General features: G+C 64.9%; 5 protein-coding genes, 1 tRNA gene and 2 rRNA genes. 3 read left to right on the forward strand and 5 right to left on the reverse strand.

The features are described from left to right. Nucleotides 1-18: 18 nt before the first annotated feature. The gene (locus tag RRU_RS12140) at nucleotides 19-1,395 is read right to left on the reverse strand and encodes a tetratricopeptide repeat protein (protein ID WP_011390100.1); all 1,377 of its coding nucleotides are present in this window, start codon (nucleotides 1,393-1,395) and stop codon (nucleotides 19-21) included. Between the two features lie 220 nt (nucleotides 1,396-1,615). Between RRU_RS12140 and RRU_RS12145 the strand changes: the two genes are divergently transcribed. Both RRU_RS12145 and RRU_RS12150 read left to right on the forward strand, forming a co-directional pair. Continuing rightward, complete coding sequence (locus RRU_RS12145) at nucleotides 1,616-7,129, forward strand: tetratricopeptide repeat protein (RefSeq protein ID WP_011390101.1); 5,514 nt, start codon at nucleotides 1,616-1,618, stop codon at nucleotides 7,127-7,129. Further along, on the forward strand, nucleotides 7,126-7,989 hold the full coding sequence (locus tag RRU_RS12150; protein ID WP_011390102.1) for a class I SAM-dependent methyltransferase: 864 nt from the start codon (nucleotides 7,126-7,128) through the stop codon (nucleotides 7,987-7,989). The genes RRU_RS12145 and RRU_RS12150 overlap by 4 nt, the downstream gene beginning before the upstream one ends. Here the strand turns inward: RRU_RS12150 and RRU_RS12155 are convergent. Further along, complete coding sequence (locus RRU_RS12155; RefSeq protein ID WP_011390103.1) at nucleotides 7,950-8,915, reverse strand: class I SAM-dependent methyltransferase; 966 nt, start codon at nucleotides 8,913-8,915, stop codon at nucleotides 7,950-7,952. The genes RRU_RS12150 and RRU_RS12155 overlap by 40 nt on opposite strands. A 33-nt stretch (nucleotides 8,916-8,948) precedes the next feature. Between RRU_RS12155 and RRU_RS12160 the strand changes: the two genes are divergently transcribed. Then, on the forward strand, nucleotides 8,949-10,622 hold the full coding sequence (locus RRU_RS12160; protein WP_011390104.1) for a TylF/MycF/NovP-related O-methyltransferase: 1,674 nt from the start codon (nucleotides 8,949-8,951) through the stop codon (nucleotides 10,620-10,622). A gap of 449 nt (nucleotides 10,623-11,071) precedes the next feature. Here the strand turns inward: RRU_RS12160 and RRU_RS12165 are convergent. The 3 genes from RRU_RS12165 to RRU_RS12175 all read right to left on the reverse strand — a co-directional run bounded on the left by RRU_RS12165 (nucleotide 11,072) and on the right by RRU_RS12175 (nucleotide 14,228). Further along, nucleotides 11,072-11,148 (reverse strand) — tRNA-Met (locus tag RRU_RS12165). 95 nt (nucleotides 11,149-11,243) lie between these two features. Continuing rightward, nucleotides 11,244-11,358, reverse strand: a 5S ribosomal RNA gene (rrf, locus tag RRU_RS12170). A 128-nt stretch (nucleotides 11,359-11,486) separates the two neighbouring features. Next, nucleotides 11,487-14,228, reverse strand: a 23S ribosomal RNA gene (locus RRU_RS12175). Nucleotides 14,229-14,351: the final 123 nt, after the last annotated feature.

Here is a 14,351-nt window from a genome sequence, read left to right on the forward strand (position 1 = left end):
CCGGAAAGCGCCGTTTCGTCAGAAATTGAAAACGAAACTGCTCGAGGCCATAAAGTTATTATAAGAGTAGTTCGGCAGATTAGAGTCCGTTGTGGTGTATTCCACGCCCAACAAGAAAGAAACCGCCTGGGTAATCGGCACGGCCTGACTGGCCCCCACCCGCCATTCCACATCCTTGCGGGTTCTGGCGGGATCGACCACGGGATCGGGGCCCTGGTAGGCGCGCCAAACCGGGCCGCCATAGACGCTGGAGGTCCAGAACCCCTCGTCCCAGCCAAGCGGATTGCGGTAGCTCAGGCCATAGCTCACCCGGGCTTCAACCCCCTGATAGTCGAAATAGGGCCGATCGGCGTTATGGTCGCGCAAGGTGAGATTGAGCGAAACGATGTTGAGCGGCGCCACTTCCTGCACGGCGTTCAGTTGCAGATACTGCTCATAGCCGCTTTGACCGCCCGATTCCGAGATATCGGCCCGCTCTTCAAAAAACGTGCGGCGGATATCATAGGTCGCGCCCACAAGGGTGGCGCCGCCATTGAACGCATAGGCGATATCCAGACCGCCCCCCGCTGAGGCCATGTACTGATTGCCGCTGAGCAGCAGTTCGGAGGCGCCGATATAAGGCCGCAAGGTCAGATCGGGCACATCGGCCGGCGACGGCTTGAAACGGATGCCGGTGGTGGCGTTGAGCGCCACCAGATCCTGCGGGTCGTTCTTCACGCTGTCGCTGTCATAGCCTTCGGCATTGCCGTAGTGATTGGCAAACAACGCGCCGGTGGTCACCACGGTGGCGCTGTTCTGGGTTTCAAGATCCCATTCATGGTTGGCCCCGGCGTTGAGGAAAACGTCGAAGTCGCCGTTGCGGCGCGATTGCTCCGGGATCGCCACCCGGGTTCCGCCATAACTCAGGCTTCCGGCCGATGAGGCGGCCGTCGGATTGGTTTGTCCGCGCAGGCCGATCGAGACGGCGCCGCTCAGCTTGCCCCCCGGGGCGTTGCGCCGCTTCACGTCGCGCAGAAGCTTCTCGGCGTCGTCGCGCACCTGCCCGGACACCCGGGGATCGGCCAGGGCCGTGGTCAGGTAGCTTTCCGCCATGCCATAAGAGCCGACGCGGTAGTAAAGAATACCCAGTTCCACCCGGATGGAGGGATCGGCCGCCGGATCAAGCAGAAGCCGCTCCAGGGCGGCGATGGCGCCTTCGAAATTGCCGCCTTCGACCAGAAGACCGGCGTAGGTCCGTCCGATCTGCAGGTTGGCCGGATTGCCCAGCACGGCGCCAAAGGCCTGATCGATCTGCGCGTCGATATTGGCCCTCGGTGCCTCCTGCGCCAAAACGGGCGCCACCCCCAGGAAGAGGCCACCCACCAGCGCGCTGGACATGAGACGAAGACGCGGCATCACCGAGGTACTCCCCTACCGACGGTCCGCCATCCCGCTTTCCATCAGCCGGTCCATGACGCGTCTGGATTTACCCTTGTTGGAAGATTAGTTTATCCGAGATACTCCGCTTCGGAGTCAAGGTGATAACGCGATTGGAGAGACCTCCCGCGACTTTGGGAGGCTTTCGTCTTCCCTGGCATTGAGAAATCCCCTCATCCCCCTAGGATTCCGAAGACTTATGCCCGATACGCCCGCATTCACCCTTGTCGCCCACCTTGAAGCCGGTGACTGGGACGCCCTTCGGCGGGCGCTTTCCCAAAAGGAAACCCCCGCGAGCCTTCTCACCCAAACCTTGGCCGAGGGCCGCTGCCCCGAAACCCCTCCCCCGCCGGGCGGAGCGTTTTTGCCAAGCTATTCCCTGAAAAGAAGCCTGGGCGACCCGAGTGCCGTCGTTGCCCGCCTGTGTCAGATCGCCCGCGAGACCCGGGCCGCCGGCAATGACCCGCTGGCGGCGGACCTCTACCGCACGGCCCTGGCCTTCGACCCCAGATGCGCCGAGGCGTCGCTGGCGTTGGCCTGGGACAGCTACGCCCGGGGCGACCGCTGCGGCGCCGTGGACCGGGCCGAACGGGCGGTCCAGGCGACCCCCAACGATGCCGAGGCCGCGACCACGCTCGGCTGGCTGTACTGGGAAGCCGGCCGGGGAGAGGCGGCGACGCGGACGCTGTGTGCGGCGGTTGACCGCCACCCGCGACAGGCGACGGCTTATTGGTATTTGGGGCATATCTGCGCCCGCCAGGGGCGACTGGCCGAGGCCGAGCGCCTGTTGCGCCACGCCCTGGCCCTGGCGGCCGACACCGACGCGCCCAACGGCGAGATCGCCGCCAGCCTGTCTTGGGTGCTGGCTGATCTCGGGCGCCTTGACGAGGCCCTGACCCTCGCCCACGACACCGCCCGACGCGATCCCGCGCCGCGCCACCTCGCCCACCTTGGGCGGCTGCTGACGCAAAAAGGGGAATACGAGGCGGCCCTGGTCCTGCTTGACCGGGCCACGGCGGAGAGGCCCGGTGATTGGGCCGCGACGGCCGACCTCGCCACCGCGCTTAGCCGCACCGGCCGTGGCAGGGAGGCCTTGACCCTGATCGAAACCGCCCTTGCCGCCGCTCCCGACGAGCGCCGGCTGGCCCTGCGACAGGCGACGCTGTTGCGCGACGGCGGCGCCCATCCCCAGGCCGCCCTGATCGCCGCGCAGATCGTCGAGCGCTGGCCGGACTGGGGCGAAGGGTGGTTTCTGCGCGGCCAGATCAAGCGCGACGACGGCCAGGATGAAGAGGCGCTGGACTGCTTCGCCCGGGCGCAGGCATGCGATCCCTCGTTGATCGCCGCCATCTTGGAACGCTCGCGTCTGTTGCTGCGGCTGGGTCGGGCCGAGGCGGCGGCCGGGCTGATGGAGGATCTGTTGCGCGAGGCGCCCGGCCATCCCGCCGCCCGCAAGCACTTGGCCTGGGCCCTGATCGGCCAGCGCAAGGGCGCGATCGCCCGTCCGCAGATCCACATCTTGTTGCAAAGCGCGCCGCGGGCCGCCGAGTTGTGGACGGCCCTGTCAACGGCGCTCCACCAGATGGGCCGGCTGACCACCGCCCGCCTTGCCGCCCGCCGGGCCAGACGCCTCGCGCCAACCGACTGCGACGCCCTGCGCCATGGCGCCGCTTTGGAACTGGAGGCGGGCGATCTTTCGGCGACGTCGGAACTGTGCCACCGGTTGCTGCATCTGGCCCCGACCTTGCCCGCCGCCCACATCATGGCCGGTTTCGCCCATCAAGCCTCGGGCCGGCTGGTCGCGGCCGAGCGCCATGCCGAACAGGCGATCGCCCTGGCCCCCAAGGACGCGGAGGCCTGGAGGTGCCTTGGCCATCTGCGCCATCACCAGAACCGGCTGGCCGAGGCCGAGGAGGCTTTGCACAACGCCCACGCGCTGGCGCCCGGACGCGGGGACGTGCTGGGGCAACTCGCCTGGGTTCTGGTGATGGACGACCGCCTGCCCGAAGCCTTGATCGTCATGCGCAAGGCCTGCGACCTGACGCCCGAGAGCGCCGAGCGGGCGCTGGAACAGGCCGAGATGCTGGCCCTGGCCGGCCGCCCCGCCGAGGCGATCATCGCCGCCACCCGGGCCCGGGATCTCGGTCCCTCGCCGCTGGCCGCCCAAGCCTTGCTGGCCAGGATCCACCTCAGTCGGGGGCATATCGAGGCGGGCGACGGCGATACGGCTTGGGCAGAGGCCGCCCGGTGCGCCGCCACCTTGCTTTACCGCGACCCCAGCCACCTCGCCGCCGCCCATGTCGCCGTACGGCTGGCCGCCGCCGGCCAACCGCGCGCCGCCGATCTGGTGGCGCTGCTGCCAAGCGCCCTGCATCGCCGCGTCCTGCGCGAAGGCCTGGAATGGGTGACCGGCTTTGGCAATGCCCGGGAGGCGACGCGCCTGACCCGGGCGACCCGGGCGGCCTTTCCCGAAGATCGCGACCTGACCATCGCCTGCCTTTATCTGGAAACCATGGCCGGACAGGCGCCCGCCGCCGACACCGCCCGCCAATTGCGGCAGTGGGGCCTGGAGCACGCCCAGTCCTGGGGCCCCCTGCCGCCCCGCCCCCGGCTGGCCGCCACGCCCGGTCGCCCCCTCCACGTCGCCTATCTCGCCTCGCGCTATCACCATGCCCTGCTGAGCGGCATTCTCGCGACGCATGATCGCGCCGTTGTCGTGCCCCATCTCTATACCGATGACGCCGAGGCTCTACCGCCCGATCTGCGCTCGCGGGTCATCGTCCACCCGCTGGGCGGTGTCGATCTGGCGGCGTCCTGTGCCGCCAATGGCATCGATGTCGTCGTCGATACCGTCGGCCTGCACCCCTTTCACGGGCAGGCCGAGGTCCTGCGCTTCCTGCGCCGCCGCCTCGCGCCATCGCAATGGGGCTGGTTTGGCGGTTGGGGGCCGGGAAGCGGCCTTTTCGATGGTCTGATCACCGATACCGTCGCCCTGCCCGCCGCCGCCGACCATCACGACGAGGATATCCTGGCCCTCGCCGGGGGCCAGTGGAGCTGGACGCCGCCCGCCGTCGCCCCGGCCATCGGCCCTTTGCCCTCGGCGCAAACCGGCATCATCACCTTCGGCTGCGCGGTGCGCGGCTTCCGCATCAGCCGAAGCTGCCTGGAAACCTGGGCCGATCTGCTGGCCGGCATGGACAACGCGCGCCTGATGATTCTGGGGCGTCAGGCCCATGACTGGGAATTCCGCGCCGGCTTCTCCCGTCTTCTCCAGGCGTGCGGCATCGCGCCCGAGCGCGTGGTCTATCGCTTTCAGCAAGCTTACGCCGACCATCTGCACAGCTTCGCCGGCATCGACATCGCCCTTGACACCTTCCCGGCCAATGGCGGCCTGTGCCTTGCCGACGCCTTGTGGATGGGCGTGCCGGTGGTCACCTTGGCCGGAACGGGTCTGCTGGCCGAACGCCAGGGGGCCTCGCTTCTCGCCGCGGCGGATTGTGGCGACTGGATCGCCCGCAGCCCCGCCGACTATCTGGCGATCGCCCGCAAGCTGGCCGGCGATCGACAGGACCTGGCCCTGATCCGGCACACCCTGCGCGACCGGCTCGGCGCCTCGCCCTTGCTCGATGCGCGCCGCATCACCAGCCAGTTGGAAGCGGCTTGGTTGAAGGCGCGCGACGCCATGGCCGGGATCACCGCCGCTCCCGATCTCAAAAGCCGCTCTCAGGCGCTTGCCAAGCGGGATCTGGCGGTCTGGCTTGGGCGCGAGCGCTCGCTGACTCTGCCACCTTCGCAAGGCGCCGATGACGCGCCCGATCTCTCGGTGGTCATCGTCCTTTACAATCAGGCGGGGCTTAGTCTGCGAACCCTGATCGCCCTGGCCGATCAGCAGGGGGTTCGCTTCGAGACCATCATCGTCGACAACGCGTCGACGGATGAAACGCCGGCCCTGCTGGCCCGGGTGCGCGGCGCCACCCTTTTGCGCAACGAAGACAACATCGGCTTTCTGCGCGCGGCCAATCAGGGGGCGGCCGTGGCGCGCGGCAAGCACATCGTCTTCTTGAACAATGACGTCTTCCTCCATCGCGACGCCCTCGCCGCCGCCCTGCGCCGCCTGCGCGCGGACCCCTCCATCGGCGTAGTCGGTGGCCGGGTGGTGCTGATCGACGGCAGCCTTCAAGAGGCGGGCTGCATGGTTTTCAACGATGGCTCGACCGCCGGCTATGGGCGTGGCGAGGATCCCAACCTTGCGGAATTCCGCTTCCTGCGCGAGGTCGATTACGTCTCGGGGGCCTTCCTGATGCTGCCCCGGGCCCTGTGGCGGGCGCTTGGCGGCTTCGAGCCAGCCTTGGCGCCAGCCTATTACGAGGATACCGACCTGTGCCTCAGGGTTCATCGCGCCGGCTTCCGGGTGGTCTATGATCCCGCCGTCGTCCTCACCCATGTGGAGGGGGGCAGCACCGTCACCTCGGACGCCGCCGCCGCCATGATCCGCCGCAACCGCGGCGCCTTCCTGGCCCGCCACGCCGAGGCCTTGCGCTCCCGCCCGTCACCGGCGGCCGCGCGGCCCTTGCGCGATCGCTGGGCGCCCGCGCCGGCGCCCCGGGTTCTGGTCATCGACAACGGCGTGCCCCATAGCGCCGGGGGCGCGGGCAATCCCCGGGCCCGCCTGATGATCGAGGCCCTGGCGGGCTGTCATGTCACCTTCTTTCCCATGTGGGTCCGCGAAAGCGACTGGGCGGCCGTTTATCGGACCCTTGGCGCCGAGGTCGAGGTTATGCTCGATCAGCATGCGACCACGCTGGAAGACTTCCTCGACCACCGCCAGGGACTCTATGATGTGCTGGTGGTCAGCCGCCCGCCCAACATGGCGATCGTCAAGGCCATCGGCCGCCGCCGCCCCGACCTGTTGAAGGGGATGAGGCTGGTTTATGACGCCGAGGCGCTGTTCGCCCTGCGTGACATCGCCCAGGCGGCGATCACCGCCCGCCCGCTCCCCCGCACCGAGGCCCGCCGGCGCCTGCGCGACGAACTCGACCTTGCCGCCGGCGCCGATACGGTTCTCGCCGTTTCCCGACGCGAAGCCCGGCTGTTTTCCGCCGGAGGAGCGGCCAAGGTTCATCTCGTCAGCCACGCCCTGCCCGCCCATCCCGCCCCGCCGGGACGGGACGGACGCTCGGGATTCCTGTTCCTGGGCGCCCTGACGCCGGGGAGTCCCAACGAGGATAGCCTTGTTTGGCTGGTCGAGAGCGTTCTGCCGGCTCTGGCCCGACGCCTACCCCGACCGCCGCCGCATCTTAGCATCCTCGGCGAATGCCGCTCCTCGCGCATCGCCGCCCTGGCCGGCGAACAGGTTCGCTTGGTCGGACGGGTGGAAGACCCGGCGCCCTGGTATGATCAGGCGGCGGTCTTCGTCGCCCCGACCCGCTTTGCCGCCGGCATCCCCCTCAAAGTGATCGAGGCCGCCGCCGCCGGGCTGCCGGTGGTGGCGACGCCCTTGCTGGCGCGGCAATTGGGCTGGAGCACCGGGGATTACCTCTTGGCCGCCGGCGATGCCGAGGGCTTCGCCGCCGCCATGGCGGCCCTTTACACGGACGGCGCGCTGTGGCGACGCATCCGCGATGGCGCCCTGGCCCGGGTGAGCACCGAGAACGCCCCCGACCGTTTCCGCGACACGCTGCGCGAGGCCGTTCTGGGGAGGGGGATCGGATGATCGAGCCGCCGCATTTGACCCATCCCTGGCCCTTGCCGCTCCGCCGCCTGCTTATCGAAGGCAGGCGGGCGCTGCGCCTGGGCGACAGGGAGGGCGCGGCGGAGTGCTTCACCCGGGCCCTTCGTCGGCAGGCCAATCTGCCCGAAGCCCATTTGGGGCTGGCCCTCGCCCAAAGGCCGGGCCCGGATTATCTGGACTGGCTGCACCGCCTGCACCGGGTTCTGCGACCGGGACTTTATGTGGAGATCGGCGTTGAAAGCGGGCTTAGCCTGGGCCTAGCCCGCGCCGAGACCCGCTGCCTGGGCATTGATCCCGCCGCGCCCACCGGGCCCTGCCCGGCCCTGCCCGCCAACGCCCGTGTCATCGCCCGCACCAGCCAGGATTTCTTCGCCGATCCCCAGGCGGTGGCCGAACTGCCCGGCCCCATCGATTTCGCCTTCATCGACGGCGATCATCGCTTCGCCAGCGTCTTACATGATTTCATCGCCCTGGAGGCCCATATGGCGGCGGGCGGGGTGATCGCCTTGCACGACACATGGCCCCTTGACCCGCTTACCGCCAGCCGATCGCGGCAAACGGGCTTCTACACCGCCGATGCCTGGAAGATCGTGCCCTGCCTGCGGGCGATCCGGCCCGATCTGCGCCTGCTCACCCTTCCCGCCGCGCCGACCGGCCTAACGCTGATCACCGGGCTCGACCCGGCCTCGAGCGTCCTGGGCGACCGCTTCGAGGCGATCATTGAGGCTTTCGCCGCCTTGCCCTATGCCCCGGCCCTCGCCAGCCGGCTTGCCCTTGTCGCCAACGACCAGGGCGCGCTGGATCAGCTGATGGGCTGGCGAGCGATGGCGGCGGCGAAATGATCCTGGCCATGCCGCGTCGCCCGCCAATGATCGGAGGCTTCGATAAGAAGCCGCAGGTAGTCCGGCGCGGCGGCGTCGCCCGACTGGGCGGGATCGAAGTTCTGCGCGAGGTTGGACAAGACCAGATACAAAAGATTGCCGCCATAGGGCCGAACCGTTTCCACCTCCAGGGCCTCGCCCATGACCCGCAAAATATCGGCCGAGCGCGGAGCCTCGCTGGGATCGAAGGCGATCACCTCGGCAAGGCTGGCGGGGCGAAAACCGCGCCGGCTGAAGCCCGCCGCGTTCATCACCAAAGGATCGGGCAGGCATTGCAGCAGGCGATTGACCTCCAGCACCTGGGCGGCGTCGTATTGCAAGCGATTGGGGCCGATATAGTCGTTCAAGAAGAACCAGCCGCCCGGCACCAGAACCCGGCGAACAACGGCGAAGATCCCTTCCAGGTTTTCGCAGTGATGCAGGGCGCTGCTGCCGACGGCCAGATCGAAGGGGCCCTCGACATCAAGCGCGTTCATGTCGGCTTGGCGGTAGTCGATACCGCTTATGCCAGCTTGGCGCGCCGCGTCCCTGGCCGCGGCGAGCGCTCCGGGCGAAAGATCGACGGCGACAACTTCGCTGACCCAGCCCTGGCTGATCAATTGGCGTTCCAGGCCGCCGGCGCCGCAGGCCAGCACCAAAGCCCGACGCACCGGCAAGGTCTGGTCCTTGGCGACGCGCTGGAAGAACCAACTCAGCGGATCGATCGCCTCGTCGCCGGTGACATGGCGGTTTACCATGCGCCTGATCGCCGGCAGCCGTTCCCATTGCCAACCCGCGGCTTCCCAGGCCATCGGATTGCCCCATACCGCATCGACCCTGCCGCTGATCTGGCTTGGGGAAAGCGCCTCGCCCATTGCCGTGTTCTCCACATTGTCCCGCCCAACCATCCATGCCCCCCGAGGGTGTCATGAAAGGCCGCGATGTCACTTTATCCCTTTCTTGGCTCAGACGCGTCTTCCGCCGATCGCTATTTGAGGCTGATCAAGCGATCCCTGATCAACGACCTTTACCTGGAACTGGAAGCCATTCTTCATTATCTGGTGCTGTGCCGGCGCCGGGGCGAGGAAGCCGACCCGGGAATAATCCGCGATATCGCCGCGCACCGCCCCGATATCGTCGCCCACCTGCGCCAAGCCCGCGACGAGGGCGGCAGGGTGCTGTGGCCGGAGACGGGGGGCCAAGTCTACGACCCCCACAATATTTCCGAACACGTCCACACCATGATCGGCCGCCGGCGCCTGGACCATCTGCACCATTGCCTTGACACCCTGCTGGCCGAGGGCATCCCCGGCGACCTGATCGAAGCCGGTGTCTGGCGCGGCGGGGCGACCATTTTCATGCGGGCCCATCTTGCCGCCCATGGCGTGACCGACCGCGCCGTTTGGGTCGCCGATTCCTTCCGGGGCCTGCCCGAGCCCTCGGTCGAGGAGGATCGGGGCTATGATCTGAGCCAAAGCCTCGAACCCATTCTGGCCATATCCGAGGAGCGGGTGAAAGCCTTGTTCGCCCGCTACGATCTGCTTGATGATCAGGTTCTATTTCTGCCGGGGTGGTTCCGCGAGACCCTGCCGCAAGCGCCCATCGACAAGATCGCCCTGCTGCGCCTGGATGGCGATCTTTACGAATCGACCATGGACGCCCTGCTCGCCCTCTACGACAAGGTGGCGCCCGGAGGCTTCATCATCGTTGACGATTGCGGCGCCATGCCGCCCTGCCGGCGGGCGGTGGAGGATTTCCGGGCCGAACGGGGGATTTCCGCCCCCTTGGAGCGGATCGACTGGACCGGCATGGCGTGGCGCAAGGAGGGGGAGCGCCTCCCCCCGCTCCGGTCGTGCTCCACGGCCCCCTTCACCGAGATCAAACGGCCGTGCCCGCCGATCTCGGCTTGCGCCTTTTATCACACCATGGAAACGCCCGATGGCTTGATGACCGGGCAGTGGGATCTGCGCGACACCACCGACGCCTATCTTGGCGCGGTCGATTTCGCCGGCAAGACCGTGCTCGAGATCGGTCCGGCCAGCGGCTATCTGACCTTCCACATGGAACGGGCCGGGGCCGCCGTCACCGCCGTGGAACCTCCGCTCAAACGCCTGTGGGATATCTTTCCCCATCAGGGCGTCGACCGGGACGCTTGGCGCGCCTCCTTCTTGCAAAGCATCATCCGCATCCGCAATTCCTTTTGGTACATGCACCATCATCAGGGCTCGAAGGCCCGCCTGATCGAAACCGTTCCCGAAGCCATTCCGGCCGAGGTCGGACGCTTTGATATTGGCGTTCTCGCCGCCATCTTGCTTCACACGCGATCGCCGTTTTCCATCCTGGAAAGCGTGGCGGCGCGGGTGGAGGAAACGATCATCGTGACCGATCTTTATGATTGCGCCCTGGGCGAGCTTCCGGTGATGCGCCTGATCCCCGACCCCGAAGGAACGGCGGTGGACACTTGGTGGTCCTTCTCGCCGCGCTTCTTCCTCCAGGCCCTGGCCTGCCTGGGGTTCCCCCGCGCCGAGGTCACCATCCATCACCAACGCGGCCCCGGAGACAGCCTGTTTCCGATGTTCACCGTTGTCGCCCATCGCGACCGGTCCGGGCGATGAGTGTCCCCGCAATCCAGCCAAAGGACTTCCCCAAGCCGATACCCCGGCTTTCCGGCATGTCGTCCTCGTGCAGGGGGCCGACGCCTCAGCGTCCATGTCCTTGCCGCATCATTTCGTTGTGACCCATGCAGCGATGCCAAATTGCCTCAGATCAAATCGTAAGGCGGCCCTGACCGGAGGGGGCCGGATCTGCTGGAATTCGCGCCCCGAGCTTTGCCAAAGTGATTGTGCCGACCGCCGGTAATTGCTCACGGGGACGACGAATCAGGGATAGCCAGCTATGCTGGTTTATGCCGGATGGGGACAAAATTTTTAACGGATGGTGCGCTGATTTTGCGCCAGGGCTTTCCCTCTGGCGCTTCCACGACGCGTCCACGGCGGCCTGGAAGCGGTGGGGTCGACAAAACAAAAAGCCGCTGATTCCGGTCTGGAATCAACGGCTTGATATCTGGTTGCGGGGGCAGGATTTGAACCTGCGGCCTTCAGGTTATGAGCCTGACGAGCTACCGGGCTGCTCCACCCCGCGATAAAGGGAGACGGGCCGTTTGAGCTGACATTGTGAGAGGGATTTTTCTGAACCTGCTGTGGTGTTGTTGTGCCCTTTTAGGGGTCGTTTGGAAGGCCTGGCGGCGACCTACTCTCCCACGCCTTAAGACGCAGTACCATTGGCGCAGGGCTCTTTCACGGCCGAGTTCGGGATGGGATCGGGTGTTTCGAGCCCGCAATGACCACCAGGCCATCGAAACGGCCCCTTTGGGGGTACGGGTAGTGTGTTGTGTGTTGGTTCGTTCTGGCGGTTGGTTCTTCGAAGCTTTGCTGAAGGTGCGCATGGGGCCCAAGGTCTGGGCTGACCGCTGCGCGTGGTCAATCAAGCCGATCGGACGATTAGTACCGGTTAGCTTCACGCATTACTGCGCTTCCACACCCGGCCTATCAACGTGGTGGTCTTCCACGGTCCTGATAGGGATACCTGGTTTTGAGGGAGGCTTCCCGCTTAGATGCTTTCAGCGGTTATCCCGTCCATACTTAGCTACCCAGCGGTGCCACTGGCGTGACAACTGGTACACCAGAGGTATGTCCATCCCGGTCCTCTCGTACTAGGGACAGCTCCTCTCAAGTATCCTACACCCACGGTAGATAGGGACCGAACTGTCTCACGACGTTCTAAACCCAGCTCACGTACCACTTTAATCGGCGAACAGCCGAACCCTTGGGACCTGCTCCAGCCCCAGGATGTGATGAGCCGACATCGAGGTGCCAAACACTGCCGTCGATGTGGACTCTTGGGCAGTATCAGCCTGTTATCCCCAGAGTACCTTTTATCCGTTGAGCGATGGCCCTTCCACGCGGGACCACCGGATCACTATGACCGTCTTTCGACTCTGCTCGAACTGTCGCTCTCGCAGTCAGGCGGGCTTTTGCCATTGCACTCATCAGCCGATTTCCGACCGGCCTGAGCCCACCATCGCGCGCCTCCGTTACTCTTTGGGAGGCGACCGCCCCAGTCAAACTACCCACCACGCAGGGTCCCGGACCCGGATCACGGGCCGCGGTTAGACATCAGGAGACGGAAGGGCGGTATTTCAAGGGTGGCTCCACACAAGCTGGCGCCTATGCTTCAAAGCCTCCCGCCTATCCTACACATCCATCGCCTAATGCCACTGCGAAGTTGTAGTAAAGGTTCATGGGGTCTTTCCGTCTGGCCGTGGGAACTCCGCATCTTCACGGAGAATTCAATTTCGCTGAGTTGGTGTTGGAGACAGCGGGGAAGTCGTTACGCCATTCGTGCAGGTCGGAACTTACCCGACAAGGAATTTCGCTACCTTAGGACCGTTATAGTTACGGCCGCCGTTTACCGGGGCTTCGATTCAAAGCTTGCACCTCTCCTCTTAACCTTCCGGCACCGGGCAGGCGTCAGACCCTATACGTCGTCTTGCGACTTCGCAGAGCCCTGTGTTTTTAGTAAACAGTCGCCACCCCCTGGTCTGTGCCCCCCCATGATGGTTGCCCACCACGAGGGCCCCCTTCTCCCGAAGTTACGGGGGCAATTTGCCTAGTTCCTTCAACACCATTCTCTCAAGCGCCTTGGTATACTCTACCAGCCCACCTGTGTCGGTTTGGGGTACGGTTCATACGTGAGGTTATTTCCCGGCCTTTCCTGCCTGCCCCTCCAATCCGATAAGGAGGAACAACGTCCGAAAGGCGTCACATCTCACGAGTTCAGGAATATTAACCTGATTCCCATCGTCTACGGCTTTCGCCCTCGACTTAGGGGCCGACTCACCCTGCGCGGATTAGCCTTGCGCAGGAACCCTTGGGCTTTCGGCGGGAGTGTTTCTCACACTCCTTGTCGCTACTCATGTCAGCATTCTCGCTTCCGATACCTCCAGCATCCCTTACGAGACACCTTCACAGGCCTACGGAACGCTCCGCTACCACTCTTTCCGAAGAAAGAATCCACAGCTTCGGTGCACGGCTTGAGCCCCGGTACATCTTCGGCGCAGGATAGCTATTAGACCAGTGAGCTGTTACGCTTTCTTTAAAGGATGGCTGCTTCTAAGCCAACCTCCTGGTTGTTATGGCCGTCCCACATCCTTTCCCACTTAGCCGTGACTTGGGGACCTTAGCTGGTGGTCTGGGTTGTTTCCCTCTTGACCCAGGACGTTAGCACCCTGAGTCTGTCTGCCGGACTGTACTCACCGGTATTCGGAGTTTGGTTAGGTTTGGTAGGCCTCGCGGCCCCCTAGCCCATCCAGTGCTCTACCCCCGGTGGTAATCATCCGACGCGCTACCTAAATAGCTTTCGCGGAGAACCAGCTATTTCCGAGTTTGATTGGCCTTTCACCCCTAGCCACAGGTCATCCCCGTCTTTTTCAACAGACGTGGGTTCGGTCCTCCAGTGGGTGTTACTCCACCTTCAACCTGCCCATGGCTAGATCACCCGGTTTCGGGTCTAATCCGACGAACTCGACGCCCTATTAAGACTCGCTTTCGCTGCGCCTACACCTATCGGCTTAAGCTTGCTCGCCAGATTAAGTCGCTGACCCATTATACAAAAGGTACGCCGTCACCTCCGAAAAGGCTCCGACTGCTTGTAGGCATCCGGTTTCAGGATCTGTTTCACTCCCCTCATCGGGGTGCTTTTCACCTTTCCCTCACGGTACTGGTGCACTATCGGTCGTCAAGGAGTACTTAGCCTTGGAGGGTGGTCCCCCCACGTTCAGACAGGATTTCACGTGTCCCGCCCTACTCGAGGATATAAATGCCATCTACCCGTACGGGGCTGTCACCCGCTATGGCCCGACTTTCCAGACGGTTCCGGTTTAGACATAAATACCACTGGGCTGATCCGCGTTCGCTCGCCACTACTAACGGAGTCTCGGTTGATTTCCTTTCCTCCGGCTACTTAGATGTTTCAGTTCGCCGGGTTCGCTTCCGTAGCCTATGGATTCAGCTACGGATACCCCATAAGGGGTGGGTTTCCCCATTCGGATATCCATGGATCAAAGCTTGCTCTCAGCTCCCCATGGCTTTTCGCAGAGTGCCACGTCCTTCATCGCCTCTTGACGCCAAGGCATCCACCAGATGCCCTTCTCTTGCTTGAGAAACCACGCGCAGGGATCAACCCAGGCCCTAAGGCTTGGACGGTCCATGCTCGTACTTTCAGCATATTCGAAGAAAGTTTGTATTTTGCCAGAAGTTTCAGACCCTCTGATCGGGCTCGATGTC

The organism is Rhodospirillum rubrum ATCC 11170, from assembly GCF_000013085.1.
GTDB lineage: Bacteria > Pseudomonadota > Alphaproteobacteria > Rhodospirillales > Rhodospirillaceae > Rhodospirillum > Rhodospirillum rubrum.